The organism is Streptomyces sp. CB02980 (assembly GCF_014451325.2).
Classification (GTDB): Bacteria; Actinomycetota; Actinomycetes; order Streptomycetales; family Streptomycetaceae; genus Streptomyces.
This window is the reverse complement of record NZ_JACSCH020000023.1, coordinates 36,117-52,389: the sequence shown is the minus strand read 5'-3', so window position 1 is coordinate 52,389 and position 16,273 is coordinate 36,117. Positions and strand designations below refer to the sequence as shown.

Here is a 16,273-nt window from a genome sequence, read left to right as displayed (position 1 = left end):
GTGTACCGGCGTCAGCCGCCGCTGAGCTGGGAGGCGCTGGGGACCTTCTCGACGACCTCGGCGCCGGCGCTCTTGCCCGCGTCCTTGACGCTGTTGATGACGTTCTCGAAGACGCCGACGTCCGCGTCGCCCACCTCGCCCTTGCGGAGCTTCGTCCCGAGCTCCTTGAGCGACTCGATCCCGGCCGTGAGCGGCGCGACCGCCTTCGACAGCAACGGGTCGCCCTTGGCGTTGTTCGTCGCCGCCTTGAGCCGGTTGTACGTGAACGCGCCCGCGAGACCCGCCTTCACCAGGGCCAGGGTCCGGCCGTCCGCGCCCTTCTTGAACTTGCCCGCACGGTACGGCTTCACGATCCACTGGTACGTGGCTCCCGCGGCCAGACCCGCGTTGGCCACGAACCGGGTCTTGGCGAGCTTCTGCTGCTCGAAGCCGGCCGAAGCCGTCGGGGTCGCGGAACCGCTCGCGCTCGCGTCGTCGTCGCTGCCGCAGGCGGCGGTCGTCAGAAGCAGGGTGCAGGAAAGGATCAGGGCCACGACACCGCGGGACACGGACCGGGGTACGGATCTGGGCACGACAGGACCTCCCTGAGGGTTGTGGCGCCAGCCTCGCCCGGGGCCCCCGGTGCCGCCACGCGAGCGGCTCCGAATGGGGCCGGCCCCTCGCCCACACATCCCTCCTTCAGGGAATCCTTGCAGGTCAGGGCCCTGGGACGTCCCTCGGCGTCCCTGGGACACCGCCGTCTCTGGCCCCGCCGCCCACACGGCCCGGAGAGTGGAGCGGTCGGTCCGGGACGGTTCCGGACCCAGGGGGGTCTGACTCATGGTGACGCGCCGCAGCTGCGACGCAGGCGGAAGATGCCAGTGGTTCTACGCGAGGCCCGATGCCCGGCTGAGGCCGGGCATCGGCGTCTACCGCGGCTTCCGCTCGACGGCAGGTACGCCGCAGGAGCGGCTGGTGGTACCGACGGGCAGGGTGTCCCTGTTCATCGGGTTCGGAAGCGAGATACGGCTCGGACGTACGGCCGCCGGGCGGGACGGCGGGCCCCGGCGGGAGAACCCGGCCGGGAGGGAGAGCGGGGGCCGGCGGGAGAGCGGGCCCCGGCGGGAAGGCGGTGGACGTACTGGAACCGGCTGGGAGGGCGCCGGCGACTGCACCGGCACCGCCCGGGAGGGCGGTGGACGTACCGGAGCCGGGCGGAATGCCGGGGGCCGCTCCGTCGCGCACACCTCGGTCGTGTCCGGGCTGCACACCCGCGCCCGGGTCCTCGGGCATCAGGGAGACCTGCACGGGGTCGAGCTCACCCTCGCCCCCTGGGCGGCGTACCGCCTCTTCGGCAGCCCGCTCGGTGAGCTCGCGGACATCCTCACCGACCCGGCCGACGTGCTCGGCCGCCGCGCGCGGGACCTCACCGCCGCCCTGGAGGCCGCACCGGGCTGGGCCGAGCGCTTCACCGTGCTCGACGAGACGCTCCTGCGGTGGGCCGCCGAGGTCGCTCCGTCCCGCGAGCCGTCCCCGGCCGTCCTCGACGCGTGGCAGCTGCTGAGCCGCACCTCGGGGACCGTCCCCGTGCGGGAACTCGCCGCCCGGTCCGGCTGGAGCCCGCGGCACCTGGAGAACCGCTTCCGCGAGCAGATCGGGCTCACCCCGAAGCGCCTGGCCCGGATCCTGCGGCTGAACCACGCGATCCGGCAGCTCGCGGCCGGCGGCCGGGCGGCCGACGTCGCCGTCGGGTGCGGTTTCTACGACCAGTCCCACCTCAGCCGCGAGTTCACGGCCCTGACCGGGATGCCGCCGGGCCGCTTCCTGGCCGCCCGGAAGGCGGCCAGCGCCTGGCTGGCGGGCTGACCGGCGGCCCCCGCTGGGCTGTTCGTTTTCGTCCAATACCCGGGCGCGTGACGGATGTCAGTCTTCCGTCACGGAAACCCGACGACACGGGGGTGCGTCGGGCCCCGTCCGCATCACTCGCCACTGAGCCGACCGGCGGGCTCCGCCGTCCGTACGGGGCGGCGGAGCCCGCCGGTAGCGCGTCCCCGAATCCCGCCGTCCCGCCCCTTCCGGAGGTTGCGCGAGCCATGCCTCGCCCCGACCGAATCCCGCCCGACCCCGGCCTCCGCGTGGGCGGTGCACGACTGCGCGCGCAGGCAAGCGGTACCGGATCCGCTTCTCCGTTCCCGCCCCCTGAGATCCGCCGGACGGATCCTCCTGCGGGTCAGTCCTCCTGGCTGGGGATGAACCGCCCGGTGCAGCTGCGCGCCTTGTCCTTCGGGAGGGCCGCGCAGACCCACACGGAACCGTCGTCCGGGGCCGCGATCAGGGGCGAGTAGACGTCCCTGTCGTAGTGGACGACATCGGCCTGCGCCGCGCCGTCGGAATTGTTGACGACGACCGTCGCACCGATCTCCGCGAAGGAGATCCGGCCCCATGCCGCCTGGCAGGCCCGGCTGTAGCGGAGTTCGATGACCAGGTCCTTGGGGATGGACCCGGTGCGTACGGTGACCGCGTCGGCGCCGCAGTTCATCTTCTTGGGGTCCTTGCCCTCGCAGCCGGCCCCCTTGCAGCCCGTCTCCGGGCCCGCGACCTTGACGGAGGCCGACGGCCGGGGCGACGGCGACTCGCCGACGAGTCCGAGTGAGTAGGCGGCGAGACCGCCGCCCACCACCAGGATCAGGCCGAGCACGGCGGCGATCCGCAGGAAGCGGGAGCGGCGCCGGCGCGGCGGGGACCCGCCGGTCTCCGGCGCACCGCCCGCACCCGGCTCGGCGTCCGCGTCCGGCGCACCGTCCGAATCCGACGCCCCCTCGGCCCCCTCGGCCCCCTCGGCTCCCGCTTCCGGACCGCCCCCCGCTTCGCGTTCCGCCTGCGCCCGGTCCCAGAGGTCGAGCAGCTGCGCGGACGGTGTCCCGCACAGACCGGCGAGGCTCTCCACCGCGTGGCGCGGCGGGAACTGCTTCCCGTTCACCCACCGCTCCCACGACGACTTCGCGTAGTGGGTCTTCTGGCTGAGCTGGGCGAAGCTCAGTCCCGACGCCTTCTTCAGGGCGAGCAGCTCGCTCGCCAACTCCTCGGCCGAAGCCTTGGGTCTACTGCCGACAGTCCCCGCACCGTCCACTTGGCCCTGCTCTCCCGCATCCCTTACTCATGCCCATGCCAGCCATGAACGGATGGAGTCTAAAGCTCCGAGAAGAACACGCTTTGCCATTGCTTTTGCCGTCGTGTCGGGCAGGGAATCAGCAGCAGTCCGGATCGAGGCCGACCGGGAGACGTTCGCCGCCGAAGACGGCCACGGTCGCCTCCTCACCGCCGAGGGCGGCCACCGCGAGCAGCAGGGAGCCGGCCGTCCAGGCCGTCTGCTCCTCGGGCCACACGGCCTTGTCGTTCTCCGTCTCGCCCTCGAAGACGTACCCCGTCCAGTACATGCCGTTCTCGGCGCGCAGGTGCCGGATGTCCTGGAGGATGGTCAGGGCGCGGTCCGACTCCCCCATCGCCCAGAGGGCGAGGGCGAGTTCGCAGCTCTCGCCGCCGGTCACCCACGGGTTGGGGATCACGCAGCGCACGCCGAGGCCGGGCACGACGAACGTGTCCCAGTCGGCCTCGATCCGGTCCTTCGCCTGGGAACCGGTGACCGCGCCACCGAGGACCGGGTAGTACCAGTCCATCGAGTAGCGCGACTTGTCGAGGAAGCGCTCGGGGTGGCGGCGGATCGCGTGACCGAGCGCCCCGGTCGCCAACTCCCAGTCGGGCTGCGGCTCTTCGCGGGTCTCGGCGATGGCGAGCGCGCAGCGGAGCGCCTGGTGGATCGACGAACTTCCGGTGAGGAGCGCGTCGTTCACCGGTGTGCCGTCGGCCTCGCGCTTCCAGCCGATCTCGCCGCCGGGCTGCTGGAGCCCGAGGACGAACTCGACGGCCGCGTAGACGGCGGGCCACATCCGGTCGAGGAAGGCGTCGTCGCCGGTCGCGAGGTAGTGGTGCCAGACGCCGACCGCTATGTACGCGACGAAGTTGGACTCCCGGCTGCGGTCGGTGACCTGGTCGGGCTCGCCGTCGTGGTACGCCGCGAACCAGGAGCCGTCGCTGTTCTGGTGCCGGGCGAGCCACTCGTAGGCGCGGGTGGCGGCGGCGTGCTCACCGGCCGCGTCCAGCGCCATGGCGGCCTCGGTGTGGTCCCACGGGTCCAGGTGGTGGCCCCGGAACCAGGGCAGGGCGCCGTCCTCGCGCTGTACGGCGAGTATCCCGGCGACGGTCTCGGCGGCCTGCTCGGCGGTGAGCACCCCGGGCAGGACGAGGTGCTCCGCGATCCGCTCGGGGGAGGTCACTGGGAGTCGGCCTTGGGAAGGTGGGGCTTGGTCGCGTACGCCACGAAGCTCTTGCCGACGACCGGGTTGAGCAGCTGCTCGGCGACCCGGGTCAGGGCCGGCTTCTTCATGATGTCCCAGACCAGGAGCTTGTGGTACGCGCGGACCGGCAGCGCCTTGTCGTTGTCGACACCGAAGGCGCACTTCAGCCACCAGTACGGCGAGTGCAGCGCGTGCGCGTGGTGGGTGCCGTACGGCTTGAGTCCGGCCTGCCGGATCTTGCCGAGGAGTTCGTCGGCCTTGTAGATGCGGATGTGACCGCCCTCGACCTCGTGGTACGCGTCGGAGAGCGTCCAGCAGATCTTCTCGGGGCCGTACCGCGGGACGGTGATCGCGATCCGCCCGCCGGGCTTGAGGACGCGGACCATCTCGGCGAGCACACCCTTGTCGTCGGGGATGTGCTCCATGACCTCGGAGATGATGACGACGTCGAAGGACTCGTCGGGGAACGGCAGGTTGAGCGCGTCGCCCTCCATCGCGGTGGCGGTCGCGCCCGCGGGGGCCTCGCCGGCCTCCTTCATGGCCGCGAACCACTTGGCGACCTCGCGGATCTCCTCGCCGTTCTGGTCGAGGGCCACGACCTGCGCACCGCGCCGGTAGCACTCGAAGGCGTGCCGGCCCGCACCACAGCCCAGATCGAGCACGCGGTCGCCGGGGGCGAGCGGGAAGCGAGTGAAGTCGACGGTCAGCACGAGCTGCCTGCTTTCGCGGTAGGAGTTGGTTGTGGGCAGGCGTTCCGCAGGGCGACGGGGGTCCCCCCTGCTCGAGCGAAGCCGAGAGTTCGCGGGAGGGTGGGCACGACCCGCCCACCGGGCCGCACCCGGCAGCGAAGGCGGGATGTCACCGGCGGGCCCCGGCTCCCTGAAGGGCAGCCGCCTCGCGGTACAGCTCCGCAGTGCCCTGCGCAGCCTTCGCCCAGGTGAACCGGGACAGCACCCGTTCCCGCCCTGCCGCGCCGAGCCGGGCGCGCAGCTCGGAATCCCCGAGCACCCGCCCGAGCGCGGCGGCCAGCGCCCCCGCATCCCCCGGCGGCACCGCCAGACACGTCTCCCCGTCGGCCCCGGCCACCTCGGGAATCGCACCGCCGGTCGTCGCGACGAGCGCCGTCCCCGTCGCCATCGCCTCCGCCGCCGGCAGCGAGAATCCCTCGTACAGCGACGGCACACAGGAGACCTGCGCGGACCGCACCAGGTCGACGAGCTCCGCGTCGCTGATGCCCTTGACGAACTCGACGGCCCCGGCCAGCTCGTACCGCTCGATGGCCGCGGCCACGGGACCGTCCTCGGCGCGCTTGCCGACGACGACGAGGTGCGCGTCCGGGTTCTCGGTGCGGAGCTTGGCGAGCGCCTCGATCAGGTGGATGAGGCCCTTGAGCGGGACGTCGGCGCTGGAGGTGGTGACGATCCGGCCGGGGACCTCGGCGACGGCCGGGTCGGGCGACCACAGGTCGGTGTCGGCGCCGATGTGGACGACCCGGATGCGGTCCTCGCGTACGCCGAGGTGGTCGACGATCTCCTGCCGGGACGTGCCGGAGACGGTGAGCACGGACGGCAGCCGCCGGGCGACGCGCTTCTGCATGCGGGTGAAGGCGTACCAGCGGCGGACGGAGGCGCGGCGCTTCCAGTCGGCGGCGGCGTCGAGTTCGAGCTGCCGGTCGACGGTGATGGGGTGGTGGATCGTGGTGACGAGCGGGGCGCCGATCGCGCGCGGTCCGCCGAGGAGCCCGTATCCGAGGGTCTGGTTGTCGTGGACGACGTCGAAGTCTCCGCGGCGGGCGGCGAGCATGCGCCGGGCCCGCAGGGAGAAGGTGAGCGGCTCGGGGAAGCCGCCGGTCCACATGGTGGCGACTTCGAGGCCGTCGATCCAGTCCCGGTACTCGTCGCGCTTCGGGGTGCGGAACGGGTCCGGCGAGCGGTACAGGTCGAGGCTGGCGAGCTCGGTGAGCGTGAGCCCCGTCAGGTCTGCGCCGTCGACGACCGCGTCGAGGACGGGGTACGGCTGCGAGCCGATGACCTCGACGCTGTGGCCGAGGCGGGCGAGCTCGCGGGAGAGGTGCCGGACGTAGACGCCCTGACCGCCGCAGAAGGGGTTCCCCTTGTACGTGAGGAGAGCGATCCGCAACGGTCTGTCACCGGCTGCGGTGACGCCCTGTCGGGGGCTTGCCTCTATGGCCTCAGCGGTCATGCGCGACCCCCTTCGAGCGTGGTTTCGCCGGAGCGTAACCGCTCGCGCTAATCTAGAACAAGTTACAGACTTGATCGTTCTTGATCTTCTGGCCTGATCTTCTTGATCCTTCAAGGAGGACAGAATCTACCGGCAGGTAGCTCTGTGGTGAGAGCCGGAACAGGTGATTCGCGCCACGGCGCCCGCACCGCCATACTGTCGCTCCCCACCGCACGGAACGGGACCTCATGACCGCAGACATCAGAGCGGACCACAGACCCGCGGCGCCGCCCCTCACGGAGCGCCAGGAGGCACGGCGCCGCCGCATCCTGAACGCCAGCGCCCAGCTCGCGGCGCGGGGCGGCTTCGACGCCGTGCAGATGCGGGAGGTCGCGGAGGCGGCCGGGGTGGCCCTGGGGACGCTGTACCGCTACTTCCCCTCCAAGATCCACCTGCTGGTCGCGACGATGCAGGACCAGCTCCAGCACATGCACACGACCCTGCGGAAGCGGCCGCCGGCGGGCGCCGATCCGGCGGAGCGGGTGGCGGAGACGCTGATGCGGGCCTTCCGCGCGCTCCAGCGCGAGCCGCAGCTCGCCGACGCGATGGTGCGGGCGCTGACCTTCGCGGACCGCGGGGTGAGCCCCGAGGTCGACACGGTCTCGCGGCTGACGACGGCGATCATCCTGGACGCGATGGGCACGGAGCACCCGACCCCTGAGCAGCTCTCGGCGGTCCGGGTGATCGAGCACACCTGGCACTCGGCGCTGATCACCTGGCTGTCGGGGCGCGCCTCGATCGCACAGGTGAAGATCGACATCGAGACGGTCTGCCGGCTGATCGACCTGACGGCGCCGGAGGCGGCGGCACGCCGCTGACCGGACGCGCTTGCGCCGACTGCAGGCCTCTCGGCACCGACGAGACGCACCCGCGCCGACGGCAGGTCGCTCTCGGCACCGGTGACCGCAGGTCGCTCTCGGCACCGGCGACCGCAGGTCGCTCTCGGCACCGGTGACCGCAGGTCGCTCTCGGCACCGGTGACCGCAGGTCGCTCTCGGCACCGGTGACCGCAGGTCGCTCTCGGCACCGGCGAGACGCACCCGCGCCCCCGGCGGCTGACGTGCCGGGGGCGCGGGCGGTGTCCGCGGATCAGGACGAAGGCGTGGCCTTGTTGGCCGCCGTGAGGGCCGCCGCGCACTCCGGGCTGCTGTCGACGGCCACGAACATGACCAGCTTCAGCGGGCCGGCGGAGTGGTTGCTGGCCTGGAGCTGCCAGCTGCTCTTCTTCAGGGACTTGATCACCGAGCCGCCCTGCTCGGTCTTCCGCTCCTCGTTCCAGCCGCCCTCGGCCAGGGTCGCGACCGTGTCCGTGTAGGACTTCGCCGGGTCCTTCGCCTTCTCGGCGTCGGCCGTCCAGCTGACCATGCAGTCCTTGGCCTCGGCCGGAATCTGCTCGCCCGAGGCGTCCTGCGTGAAGCCGGCCGCGGTCGCGGCGTCGGTGAGCTCCTTGGTGACCACGGCGCCGGTGAGCCGCTCGCCGCCCGAACCGCCGGAGCCGCCCGTCGAGGACGAACCGGCCGAGGACGAGCCACCCTTGTCCGTACCGCCCTCGCTTCCGCAACCGGCAACCAACAGCACCACACCGGCGGCCGCAGCCACCCACGTCACCTTGCGCACAACACTCCCAAATACGCACGTACGACGGCCTCTTGCCCCCGTTTTTCAGGGCACAGTTTTGCACGTGGGAACGGGCGGCGTGCGCAACGACGCCTTTCGTCAGCCCCGTTCGGCGTCCTCCCCGAGGAGGACCTTCTGCTCCTGCTCGGTGAACCGGTTCATGCACGCGGTCTCCGTCGCCTGCAGGGAGATCATCTCCATGACCAGCGACTTCTGCTCGCCGACGTGTCGGGCGTACATCACCCAGCCCCGCTTCCTGAGCGTGATCTGGAGCATGGTGCCGCCCGTCTTGTCGAGCTTCTCCACCTGGCGCTCACCCTGGACCCAGTCCTCGGCGACGAGGGCGGTGACCGCCTTCTCGAGGTCGCCCCGCGATCCGTCGACGGGAGGGCCGATGTACTGCCACGCGGCGGTACAGGCGAAGGCGCGCTCCTCAAGCCGCTCCCGCTCCGTGGACGGCGTGGGACGCGGCGTGGAGCCCGTGGGGGTCGCCCCGCCGACTCCCGGAAGGTCGGACTTCGGCAGCCCCGCCTTCTCGACGGCGGCGACGATCTCGGCGTGGGCCGTCGCACGGCCGAAGGCGGAGGCCCGTCCCCCGGTGCCGGTGCCGGTCCCGCACCCCGCCCCGAGGACCACCGCCGCCGTCGCTCCCGCGACCGCCGCCCACCACTTGCCCCGACCCCGCATGCCTGCCCCGCTCCCTGCGCGTACGTACGTGTGCCGAGGGAGTCTCACACACGCGGTACGCGCAGGTCACGACGGTTGCGGCGGCGCAGTCGGCTGGTACCGGGGGTCCGCAGGGCCGGCTACGGGAGGCCGCCGGGCCGGCTACGGGGGTCCGGCGGGCCGGCTACGGGGCTCCGCGGGGCCGGCTACGGGGCTCCGCGGGGCCGGCTACGGGGCTCCGCGGGGCCGGCTACTCCTCCGGCGGGAAGACCGGCTCCCCGCCGTCCGCGAGAGTGATCATGATGGCCTCCACCGGGCACCCCTCGGCCGCCGCGAGCAGCTTCTCGCCCGCGTCCGACTCCGGTTCGCGTGCGTGGGACTGTCGGGCGGTGTCGAGGCGGAAGCCGTCCGGGGCGTGGTTCACGCACATGCCGGAGCCGATGCAGACGCTCCGGTCGACCTCGACGTGCCAGCGGTCTCCCATCACGCGCCGCCCTCGTAACCGGCCGGCAGGTGGATCATCTTGTGCTCCAGGTACTCGCCGAAGCCCTCGGGCCCGAACTCCCTCCCCAGACCGGAGTTCTTGTAGCCGCCGAACGGGCCGAGCATGTCCAGGCTGAAGGTGTTGACGTTGAAGGTGCCGGTGCGCACGCCGCGGGCGAAGTCGATGCCGTGCTCCACGTCCCCGGTCCAGACGCTGCCGCTGAGCCCGAAGTCGGAGTCGTTCGCGACGCGCAGGGCCTCGGCCTCGTCCCCGTACGGCAGCAGGCAGATGACCGGGCCGAAGATCTCCTCGCGGGCGATCCGCATGGAGTTGTCGACGCCGCCGAAGAGCGTCGGCTCGACGTACCAGCCGCGGTCGAGCCCGGCCGGGCGGCCGCCGCCGGAGAGGACCTTGGCGCCCTCCTCCTGGCCGATGCGGATGTAGTCGAGGGAGCGCTGCTGCTGCCGCTGGGCGACCAGCGGCCCGACCTGGGTGGCCGGGTCGAGCGGGTCGCCGACGACGAGCGCGCCGGCCGCCGCGGCGAAGGCCTCGGCGATCTCCTCGTACCGGGAGCGGGGGACGAGGATCCGGGTCTGGGCGACGCACGCCTGGCCGTTGTTCATCCAGGCTGCCGGGACGATCCCGGCGACGGCGGTCGCGAGGTCGGCGTCGGGCAGGATCACGGCGGCCGACTTCCCGCCGAGTTCGAGGGTGACGCGGGTGAGGTTGCGGGCGGCGACCTCCATCACCCGCTTGCCCGCGGCGACCGAACCCGTGAAGGAGACCTTGTCGATGCCGGGGTGGCCGACGAGGTACTCGCTGACCTCGCGGTCGGCGGGCAGGATGCTGAGCACGCCCTCGGGCAGCCCGGCCTCGGTGGCGATGTCGGCGAGGATGTACGAGTCGAGCGGCGACTCCGGCGAGGGCTTGAGGACCACCGTGCAGCCGGCCAGCAGCGCGGGCCCCAGTTTGGCCGCGGCGGTGAACTGCGGCACGTTCCACGGGACGACGGCCGCGACCACACCCACCGGCTCGCGCCGGACGAGCAGCGGGCCGAGGATGCCGCCGCGCCGCTCCTCGTACGTGAAGTCGCGGGCGACGGTGATCGCCGCGTCCCAGACCATCATCGCGCCGAGCGCCTGGGCGAGGACGGACCAGGAGTACGGGGAGCCGTTCTGCGCGCTGATGGAGCGGGCGATCTCCTCGTGGCGTACGGCGATCGCGTCCTTGATCCGGCTGACGACGGCGATCCGCTCCTCCACCGTCATCCGGGGCCAGGGCCCTTCGTCGAACGCCCGGCGGGCGGCCGCCACGGCCCGGTCGACATCGGCGGTGGAGGCGTGCGGGACGCGCCCGATGACCTCCTCGGTGTGCGGGGAGACGACCTCGATGACGTCCTCGCCGAGCGGGTCGGTCAACTCCCCGCCGATGAACAGCTTTCCGTGCTCCACAAGCTCGGTCATGACCGCCGCCTTCATGAGGAGAGGATTTCCCTGACGATGCCTCAGAACTGATACCAGTTCTAGTTATAGGGAGCAATGGCCCGGACAGAATGGGCCCCCACCAGCCGTTTTGCGACTGGTGGGGGCTTCTGTCACGCGGCTTGGGCCGTCTGGGGGCCGTCAGCCGCAACGTGAACCAGGGGTCGGCGTGCCCGAGGTGCCCGCTCAGGGCCGTGATGTTCTCCCCCGCGTCGAGCAGCACGGAGGCGCAGAAGCAGTGCCGCCCGACGGCCTTGCCCTGCTCCGTGGTGAAGAGCAGCCACTTGGTCACGGGCGGCCCGTCCGGCGTCTCCCACGGCAGCGTGACGCCCTCGGGAGGGAATCGCTCCATGTGCGTCGCGAGCGCGCGGCCCACGTGCTCGGGCAGCGGGACGTCGCGCACCTTGCCCCTCTTCGGGGGTGCGAAGACGGCCCGGCCTCGGACTCGTCTTCACCCGGCCCGGGGTCGCCGCCGGCGCCTTGACGGAGGCCGCGCGGCAGGGGCGAAAGCCTCACGCGAAGTGGGTGTCGGCCGATGGGCCACGCCAAGAGATCACGCGTGGCCGTTTCATCAGTTCGAGCCACTGGACGACGTGCCGAACGCGCTACTCGGTGAGTCTCAGCGGGCCGCCGGCTGGGGAATCACCCCGGCCTGGCGGGGATGCGGTGATTGAATCAGCAAGTCTCCGAGGAGGCTCTGGTCATGCGCGTTCAGGCCGGCCCGGAATCTCTCGAAGTCGGCTCGCCGGACCCGCGCGGCGAACGCGACGAGGTTGACGTAGCGGTTCACCAAGTGCGGGCTGTCCTGGGACATCTGGGAGAACCGCGGGAGCAGATCTCGGCCCACTCGATCGGCCTGAGCCAGAACACCCGAAGGCGACATTTCAGGAGCCATTTCCTTGCCGACAGTGAATCGGGATATCACCCCGAGTGAGGCATCCAGACTTCCGGAACAGAGGTACCCGATCTGGTCGCACGTGTATTCCGCCGCCCTATAGTAGGGCTGGATCCAGGGATTGATGAAGCGTGTCCACTTCATGTAGTCGAGAATGATCACGGCGGCGGCCAGTCGCGCGTGCCGGGCCTTGAGGGCACCGATGAAGCTCCCGAGGACGAAGCGCAGGGGCTTCGGCCCCTGCTCCTGAAGGTCGGCCGCAATCGACCCCTCGATGAGGAGTACGCGGGTCCCCAACAGGTTGGTCATCGCCACCTTTCCCTTGACGTCGTCGACCACGTAGACGTCGACAGTGCGGTGATAGTCAAGTTTTCGCTGGAGTCCGGCGAACTCGGCATGCAGTACCGGAAAGCTTTCCGGTGTCACCTTGATTGCCCGGCCGAGAAGACGGGCTTTCTCAAGGCGGAGGTGGAACCAGTAGGAACCGACAAAGAGGAGAATGAGGAGGATAAATAGGGGGAAAATTACCATGATGGCGACCATCAGAGGAACGGTGATCGCCATACAGCACATGGCGAGCGTCAACCTTGAGCGCTCATAAGGGTGTGTGACGACTTCGGACCGGAGGTCGGGGTCACGATCCGGCGTGCTGGGGAACGTCATGACGCCTCCCTACTCACTTCCATTTTCCACCTCGCGCGCTCCTCCTACCTGCTGAGGAGCCGTCCGGTCAATTGGTTGAGGCGTATACGACGAACCGCTCCGACGAGTGAAGAAGTTGAACGGTCACGGGCCGTCGGCCCTCACGCGGTTGAGGTCCCGGGCCCGCCCCGGGCCGCCCCCGGACAGAGTCAGAGATGCAGCCGCGCCGCCGAGCGCGGTCCGGCCGGGCCGCCTGCGGGCCGTGCGGGGGGGCTCGACGACGGCCGACCAAGACGAGCCGGTCGCAGGTCGGCGGCACCCCGAAGACAATGCGACACAAGCCACTCTGACGGTTCGTCAGTTCTCGATATAGTGGGCCATGGGCGAGCGCGCTCCGTACCGCCGTGGAGATTCCGTACCGCCGTGGAGAGATGAGGGATCCATGCAGGGACCCATGCCCCAGGTGACCGAGCACGGCGGAGGCGTCTGGGCGCTCCGGGTGCCCATCCCCGACAATCCGCTCGGCCACACCCTGGTCCACGTCCTCGACACCGACCGCGGCCCGGTCCTCGTCGACACCGGCTGGGACGATCCGGCCTCCTGGACCGAACTCACCGACGGACTCGCCGCGTTGGACATCGACGTGTCGGACGTCCACGGCGTCGTCATCACCCACCACCACCCCGACCACCACGGCCTCTCCGGCAAGGTCCGCGAGGCGTCCGGGGCCTGGATCGCCATGCACGCCGCCGACACCGACGTCGTACGCCGCACCCGGGAGGCCGAGCCGGGCAGCTGGCTCGACTACCTCGCCCGCAAGCTCGCCGCCGTCGGCGCCCCCGAGGACCACCTCGCCCCGCTGCGGGCCGCCCGCGCCTCCGGCCGCATGCGCACCCTGCCCGGACTGCGCTCCGCCCTCCCCGACCGGGAGATCGTCCCCGGCGAACTCCTGGACCTCGCCGGACGGCGACTGCGCGCGATCTGGACCCCCGGCCACACCCCCGGCCACGTCTGCCTCCACCTGGAGGAGGAGCACCCCTCCCGGCTGCCCGGCCACGGCCGGCTCTTCTCCGGCGACCATCTGCTGCCCGGGATCACCCCGCACATCGGGCTGTACGAGGACCCCGACGACTCCCCCAAGCTCTCGACTTCGTTCGAGCAGGGGGGATCCCCATCCGTCATCGATCCCCTCGGCGACTACCTCGACTCCCTCGAACGCATCGGCCGCCTCGGCGTCGCCGAGGTCCTCCCCGCCCACCAGCACGCCTTCACCGACGCCGCCGGCCGGGTCCGCGAACTCCTCGACCACCACGAGGAACGGCTCACCGGACTCCTCGGCCTGCTCGCCACCCCGCTCACCCCCTGGCAGCTCGCCGAGCGGATGGAGTGGAACCGCCCCTGGGACCAGATCCCCCACGGCTCCCGCAACATCGCCGTCAGCGAGGCCGAGGCGCACCTGCGCCGCCTGGTGAAACTCGGCCGGGCGGAGGCGGTGCAGGGGACGGAGCCCGTGGAGTACGTGGCGGTGTGAGGCGCCTCGCACCCGCCGGGCCGCGGGCATACGGGCCGGTAGAGTGGGCGGGTCGTCATCATGCCCGTACGGGGGGAAGCCGGTGGAATTCCGGCACTGACCCGCAACCGTGAACGGCCCCGTCCGGGAGCCGTGAGTCGGATTGCCCCGTCCGGGACGTGACCGCCGGCACCGTCGAGGAATACGGAGCCGGAGCCTGGTGCCCCTGAGGCGTGCCGGTGCCCGGCCGCAGGAGAGGGCCCCATGAACACCGTCCGCCGCGGCGCCACCGCGCTCGCAGCCGCCACCGTCCTGCTCGGCACCGGAGCGGCCGGGGTGGCAGGAGCGGCCACCACCGCACCCTCCCCCACGCCCTCCGCCGTCACGATCCCGGACGGCCTGTACGGCACGAACGACCCGACGTACGACGGTGTCTGGCGTCAGTCGCTCGCCTTCCTCGCCCAGCGCGCCACCGGCTTCCAGCCCGCCGACAAGGCCGTGGACTGGCTGCTCGGCCAGCAGTGCGCGGACGGCTCGTTCAGCGCCTACCGCGCGGACGCCGAGACGCCCTGCGACGCGAAGACCATGCGGGACACCAACTCCACCGCGATCGCCGTGCAGGGGCTCCGCGCGGTCCGGAAGCAGTCGGCCTCCCCGGAGACGATCGACAAGGCCGTCAAGGCGGGATCCGACTGGCTGCGTTCCGTGCAGAACAAGGACGGCGGCTGGGGCTACGGCCCCGGCGGCGCCAGTGACGCCAACTCCACCTCGGTCGTCGTCGGCGCGGTCGCCGCGACGGGCGTGCGGCCCGGCTCGTTCACCTCCGCCGAGGGCCGCACGCCCTACGACGCGCTCCTCTCCTTCGCACTGCGCTGCTCGGACAAGGAGGGCCCGGGGGCCTTCGCGTACCAGCCCGACAAGGCCGGCAAGCTCCTCGCGAACGCCGACGCCACCGCCGCGGCCACCCTGGCGGGCCTCGGCAAGAGCGTCGTCGCCACCAAGGCCTCGCCCGAGCAGCCGCCGGTCTGCCACGACCTGTCGAAGCCGACGATCGAGCGGGCCGCGCTCAACGGCGCCTCCTACCTGGCGAAGGCCCTCGCGAAGACCGGCCACCTGACCCTGCCGCCGATGCCGGGCGCCACCGACACCACCGAGCAGCCCGATGTCGGCAACACCGCCGACGCCGTCGTCGCGCTCGCCGCGTCCGGCGCCTCGAAGGAGGCGAAGCCCGCCGTGGAGTGGCTGGAGAAGAACTCCGCCGCCTGGGCGAAGAAGGGCGGCCCGGCCGCGTACGCGCAGCTGATCCTGGCCGCGCGGGCGACGGAGACGGACCCGCGCGAGTTCGGTACGGCGGACCTGGTGGAGCAGCTCAACGCCACCGGCCCGGCGCCGAAGACCCCGGACACCTCGGCCTCCTCCACGAGTGACGACGAGGGCGGCTTCGACATCTGGTGGATCATCGGCATCGGCATGGTCGTCGGCGTCGGCATCGGCTTCCTCGTGAGCGGCCGCAAGAAGTGACCGCCGCGCGAGGGAACGGTGCGAGCGGGAACGGTGTGAGAGGGAGCGGTGCGCGGAGCCGCGGCTCCCGTGCCGCGGGAGCCGCGGCCGGGGCACTCCTTGCGCTCACCTCGGTCGTGGCCGCGGCCGCTCCGGCACAGGCCGCCGGCTACCGCTACTGGTCGTTCTGGGAGAGCGACGGCGGGAAGCCCTGGGCGTACGCCACGCAGGGTCCGGCGACCGCGCGCCCCGCCGACGGCGACGCGATCGGCTTCCGCTTCGCCGTCAGCAACGGCACGAACGACACCTCCCGGCCGTCCGTCGCCCCCGACTTCACGGGGATCTGCGGGGGCGTGGAGAAGAAGGACGGCACGAAGCGGGTCGCGGTCGTCGTCGACTTCGGCGGCCCGGCGGACGCGCCGCCCGGCGAGACCCCGCCGGAGAAGCCGGTCAAGGCCGGCTGTGCGCAGGTCCGTGAGGACGCGACGGGCGCGGAGGCGCTCGCCGTGGTCGCGAAGCCGCTGCGGTACGACGGCGCGGCCATGCTGTGCGGGATCGCCGGCTACCCGGCGCGGGGCTGCGGCGAGCCGGTCGCGGAGACCGGTGGGACCGGGGAGACCGGTGGGACCGGGGAGACCGGTGGGACCGGTGGGACCGGGAAGACCCCGGCGTCGGCCGCGCCGAGCGCGTCGGCGACCGCCGGCGGGGAGGGCGGGGGCCCGTCCTTCGGCGTGCTCGCCGGCGGGGCGGCCGTGCTGGCCCTGGGCGGGGCGGCGATCTGGAAGGCCCGCCGGCGCGGATGAGCCCGGTACGCACGCAGGTGGACGCCGTACGCACGCGGATGATCCCGGTACGCACGCGGGTGGACGCCGTACGCACGCGGATGAGCCCGGTACGCACGCA

15 protein-coding genes and 1 riboswitch are annotated in these 16,273 nt (G+C 72.0%); of the genes, 5 read left to right on the top strand and 10 right to left on the bottom strand.

The window, feature by feature from the left end:
- Positions 1-11: 11 nt before the first annotated feature.
- A complete protein-coding gene (locus tag E0F75_RS34630) occupies positions 12-572 on the bottom strand; it encodes a hypothetical protein (RefSeq protein WP_229314942.1) in 561 nt (186 codons plus the stop codon).
- Between the two features lie 661 nt (positions 573-1,233).
- Between E0F75_RS34630 and E0F75_RS34625 the strand changes: the two genes are divergently transcribed.
- Positions 1,234-1,845, top strand: a complete 612-nt coding sequence (locus tag E0F75_RS34625; protein ID WP_229314941.1) for an AraC family transcriptional regulator — start codon at positions 1,234-1,236, stop codon at positions 1,843-1,845.
- Positions 1,846-2,209: 364 nt separating this feature from the next.
- On the opposite strand, the gene E0F75_RS34620 is transcribed toward E0F75_RS34625, so the two are convergent.
- The 4 genes from E0F75_RS34620 to E0F75_RS34605 all read right to left on the bottom strand — a co-directional run bounded on the left by E0F75_RS34620 (position 2,210) and on the right by E0F75_RS34605 (position 6,536).
- Positions 2,210-3,058 carry a DUF2690 domain-containing protein gene (locus E0F75_RS34620; protein WP_229314940.1) on the bottom strand — a complete coding sequence of 283 codons (849 nt, stop codon included), beginning with the start codon at positions 3,056-3,058 and terminating at the stop codon, positions 2,210-2,212.
- 169 nt (positions 3,059-3,227) lie between these two features.
- Entirely contained in the window at positions 3,228-4,313 is a 1,086-nt protein-coding gene (locus E0F75_RS34615) for a prenyltransferase (protein WP_229314939.1), read from the bottom strand.
- Positions 4,310-5,044, bottom strand: coding sequence for a class I SAM-dependent methyltransferase (locus tag E0F75_RS34610; protein ID WP_229314938.1), 735 nt, complete (start codon positions 5,042-5,044; stop codon positions 4,310-4,312). Before E0F75_RS34610 ends, E0F75_RS34615 begins: the two co-directional genes overlap by 4 nt.
- Positions 5,045-5,192: 148 nt before the next feature.
- Positions 5,193-6,536 carry a glycosyltransferase family 4 protein gene (locus E0F75_RS34605; protein WP_229314937.1) on the bottom strand — a complete coding sequence of 448 codons (1,344 nt, stop codon included), beginning with the start codon at positions 6,534-6,536 and terminating at the stop codon, positions 5,193-5,195.
- Positions 6,537-6,763: 227 nt separating this feature from the next.
- Between E0F75_RS34605 and E0F75_RS34600 the strand changes: the two genes are divergently transcribed.
- Positions 6,764-7,393 (top strand): TetR family transcriptional regulator, encoded by a 630-nt coding sequence (locus tag E0F75_RS34600; RefSeq protein WP_037639037.1) that lies wholly within the window; start codon positions 6,764-6,766, stop codon positions 7,391-7,393.
- A gap of 271 nt (positions 7,394-7,664) precedes the next feature.
- Here E0F75_RS34600 and E0F75_RS34595 read toward each other — a convergent pair whose 3' ends face one another.
- The 5 genes from E0F75_RS34595 to E0F75_RS34570 form a co-directional block, all read right to left on the bottom strand.
- Complete coding sequence (locus tag E0F75_RS34595; RefSeq protein ID WP_229314936.1) at positions 7,665-8,174, bottom strand: hypothetical protein; 510 nt, start codon at positions 8,172-8,174, stop codon at positions 7,665-7,667.
- A 117-nt stretch (positions 8,175-8,291) separates the two neighbouring features.
- Complete coding sequence (locus tag E0F75_RS34590; RefSeq protein WP_229314935.1) at positions 8,292-8,879, bottom strand: hypothetical protein; 588 nt, start codon at positions 8,877-8,879, stop codon at positions 8,292-8,294.
- A gap of 229 nt (positions 8,880-9,108) precedes the next feature.
- Positions 9,109-9,342: a ferredoxin gene (locus tag E0F75_RS34585; RefSeq protein WP_030321717.1), complete on the bottom strand. Its 234-nt coding sequence runs from the start codon at positions 9,340-9,342 to the stop codon at positions 9,109-9,111.
- A complete protein-coding gene (locus E0F75_RS34580) occupies positions 9,342-10,805 on the bottom strand; it encodes an aldehyde dehydrogenase (RefSeq protein WP_229314934.1) in 1,464 nt (487 codons plus the stop codon). Before E0F75_RS34580 ends, E0F75_RS34585 begins: the two co-directional genes overlap by 1 nt.
- A 637-nt stretch (positions 10,806-11,442) precedes the next feature.
- Complete coding sequence (locus E0F75_RS34570) at positions 11,443-12,381, bottom strand: hypothetical protein (protein ID WP_229314933.1); 939 nt, start codon at positions 12,379-12,381, stop codon at positions 11,443-11,445.
- A 433-nt stretch (positions 12,382-12,814) separates the two neighbouring features.
- Between E0F75_RS34570 and E0F75_RS34565 the strand changes: the two genes are divergently transcribed.
- The 3 genes from E0F75_RS34565 to E0F75_RS34555 all read left to right on the top strand — a co-directional run bounded on the left by E0F75_RS34565 (position 12,815) and on the right by E0F75_RS34555 (position 16,173).
- Positions 12,815-13,891, top strand: coding sequence for an MBL fold metallo-hydrolase (locus E0F75_RS34565; RefSeq protein WP_229314932.1), 1,077 nt, complete (start codon positions 12,815-12,817; stop codon positions 13,889-13,891).
- Between the two features lie 72 nt (positions 13,892-13,963).
- A riboswitch (cobalamin riboswitch) is annotated at positions 13,964-14,039 on the top strand.
- Between the two features lie 95 nt (positions 14,040-14,134).
- A complete protein-coding gene (locus E0F75_RS34560; protein WP_229314931.1) occupies positions 14,135-15,391 on the top strand; it encodes a prenyltransferase/squalene oxidase repeat-containing protein in 1,257 nt (418 codons plus the stop codon).
- 35 nt (positions 15,392-15,426) lie between these two features.
- The gene (locus E0F75_RS34555; protein ID WP_229314930.1) at positions 15,427-16,173 is read left to right on the top strand and encodes an SCO2322 family protein; all 747 of its coding nucleotides are present in this window, start codon (positions 15,427-15,429) and stop codon (positions 16,171-16,173) included.
- Positions 16,174-16,273 lie beyond the last annotated feature (100 nt).

Excerpts from the sequence above, each read along its gene's own strand:
- E0F75_RS34605 (WP_229314937.1), bottom strand. The coding sequence starts at position 6,536 with ATGACCGCTGAGGCCATAGAGGCAAGCCCCCGACAGGGCGTCACCGCA.
- E0F75_RS34600 (WP_037639037.1), top strand. The coding sequence starts at position 6,764 with ATGACCGCAGACATCAGAGCGGACCACAGACCCGCGGCGCCGCCCCTC.
- E0F75_RS34590 (WP_229314935.1), bottom strand. The coding sequence starts at position 8,879 with ATGCGGGGTCGGGGCAAGTGGTGGGCGGCGGTCGCGGGAGCGACGGCG.
- E0F75_RS34585 (WP_030321717.1), bottom strand. The coding sequence starts at position 9,342 with ATGGGAGACCGCTGGCACGTCGAGGTCGACCGGAGCGTCTGCATCGGC.
- E0F75_RS34580 (WP_229314934.1), bottom strand. The coding sequence starts at position 10,805 with ATGACCGAGCTTGTGGAGCACGGAAAGCTGTTCATCGGCGGGGAGTTG.
- E0F75_RS34570 (WP_229314933.1), bottom strand. The coding sequence starts at position 12,381 with ATGACGTTCCCCAGCACGCCGGATCGTGACCCCGACCTCCGGTCCGAA.
- E0F75_RS34565 (WP_229314932.1), top strand. The coding sequence starts at position 12,815 with ATGCCCCAGGTGACCGAGCACGGCGGAGGCGTCTGGGCGCTCCGGGTG.
- E0F75_RS34560 (WP_229314931.1), top strand. The coding sequence starts at position 14,135 with ATGAACACCGTCCGCCGCGGCGCCACCGCGCTCGCAGCCGCCACCGTC.